Source organism: Bradyrhizobium sp. UFLA05-108, from assembly GCF_059803455.1.
Window position 1 is genome coordinate 1 of sequence record NZ_JBANAZ010000183.1, and the last position, 1,530, is coordinate 1,530.

A 1,530-nucleotide genomic window follows, 5' to 3' on the forward strand; every position below is an offset into this window, starting at 1 on the left:
CGACCGCGGACAAGTGCGGAGCCGCGGCGAGCCATTCCTCGATAATGGGAATGTAGGGGTCGAGCATCGATGGCCGACGTGGCACAGGTTTGCGCCGCACATAGCGGCGCCGATGAATGCCCGCTGCTCACCCTGTTTCCAACCATCGCCGAGCTCTCGGGCAAAGGGCGCCAAGTCGCTTTGCACCGGCGCGACAGTCATCGCTGGCTTTCCAGCTCGCTGATCAACGCGCTCGCCCAGCTCATTTTGAGCGTCCCGCATCTGTGCCAGCAATGCCACCGGATCAAGCGTGCGGTAAATCTCCCGCAGCCGACGTTTGAATGCCTCATTGAGCCTCGGGTGGACCAATGCTCTTTCGTACGGCGTAGCGGGAGGAAGATAGCGCTTGATCACCTTGGCACCTTCGCGGTGCTTCTCCTTCAGCTTAAACGAGGGCTGGAAGAAATTGATGTGCAGCCGTGCCGCCGCAAACAGGCGAGCTAATGAGCGAGCGGCGTCAGTGCCTTCAAACCGCCCGTAGCCCACCAAGCGGCGAACGATAGCTCCGTTCTTTTGTTCAACGAACGCCTGATCGTTCTTCTTGTAGGCCCTGGAACGAGTGATTTCGACATCGTGAGAGCGGCACCACGACACGACCGTGTCGTTCATGAAGGCGCTATCGTTGTCAAAATCGAGCCCGCGAACGGGCCAGGGAAATAGGTTCTGCGCGCGCTCGAGAGCCTCGACCACAAGAGTTGCTTTACGCACGACGAGCGGAAAGCATTCGGTCCACCCCGTTGCGATATCCACCATTGTTAGCGTCTGAATGAACGCGCCGGATACGGACATGCCGCCGTGCGCAACCAGATCCGCTTCGCAGTAACCCGGCGGAGGTGATCCCCAGTCATTGAATGTGCGCACCGGGACTTGCCGCCGTACGGCACTGGAAAAGCCGGCCCGCCGTCGGCGTCCTCCGGCTGCTGCGATCTTAACGTCGCTCAGCAGGCGATCGATCGTCGCCGCGCTCACCTTCAAAACCTGCGACCGCTCATCGGCAGAAAGCTTCAATCTGCCGTGCCGTCCAAGTGCCGGAAGCAAGAACGGGATCATCGCGACGAGCCGCTTACTGCAGAGCCGGTCTGAGGCGTCCCATAGCACAATCAGTGCAACGCGAATGGAAGCCCCGTAGGCCAGGCCCCGTCGCCGCGGCACGGCCGATCCCGATGCCCCGTCCACTGACAGTGCTCGGATCGCGTGCTTGCGATGCCATCCCGTAACGGCGCACAGCTCGTCTAGGATCCGTCCCTTCTCGGGCCGCCCGCTCGCCCGATAACGCTCGGCCAGCGCTGATGTGATCTCGCGCCTTGCGCGCATGCTGATCTTCCCTGCCATAGCCGCCACCGAACTGATTCGGCAGCTCCGCCCCAGACTCGACAGGGAAGTTGTCCGGTAACATTTTTAGTGAGGCAATGCGCCCCTCGGCGTCACGAGGAATTGCCCCCTCCTTGGATAGCCGAGGAGAGAGCGAATGAACGAGGAACGAATCACGGA

At 61.2% G+C, this 1,530-nt stretch carries 1 protein-coding gene; it reads right to left on the minus strand.

Annotated elements, in window-relative coordinates:
* Positions 1–1,371: integrase catalytic domain-containing protein (locus SO140_RS45805; RefSeq protein ID WP_498544179.1), on the minus strand; the 1,371-nt coding region annotated here is incomplete at its 3' end.
* Positions 1,372–1,530 lie beyond the last annotated feature (159 nt).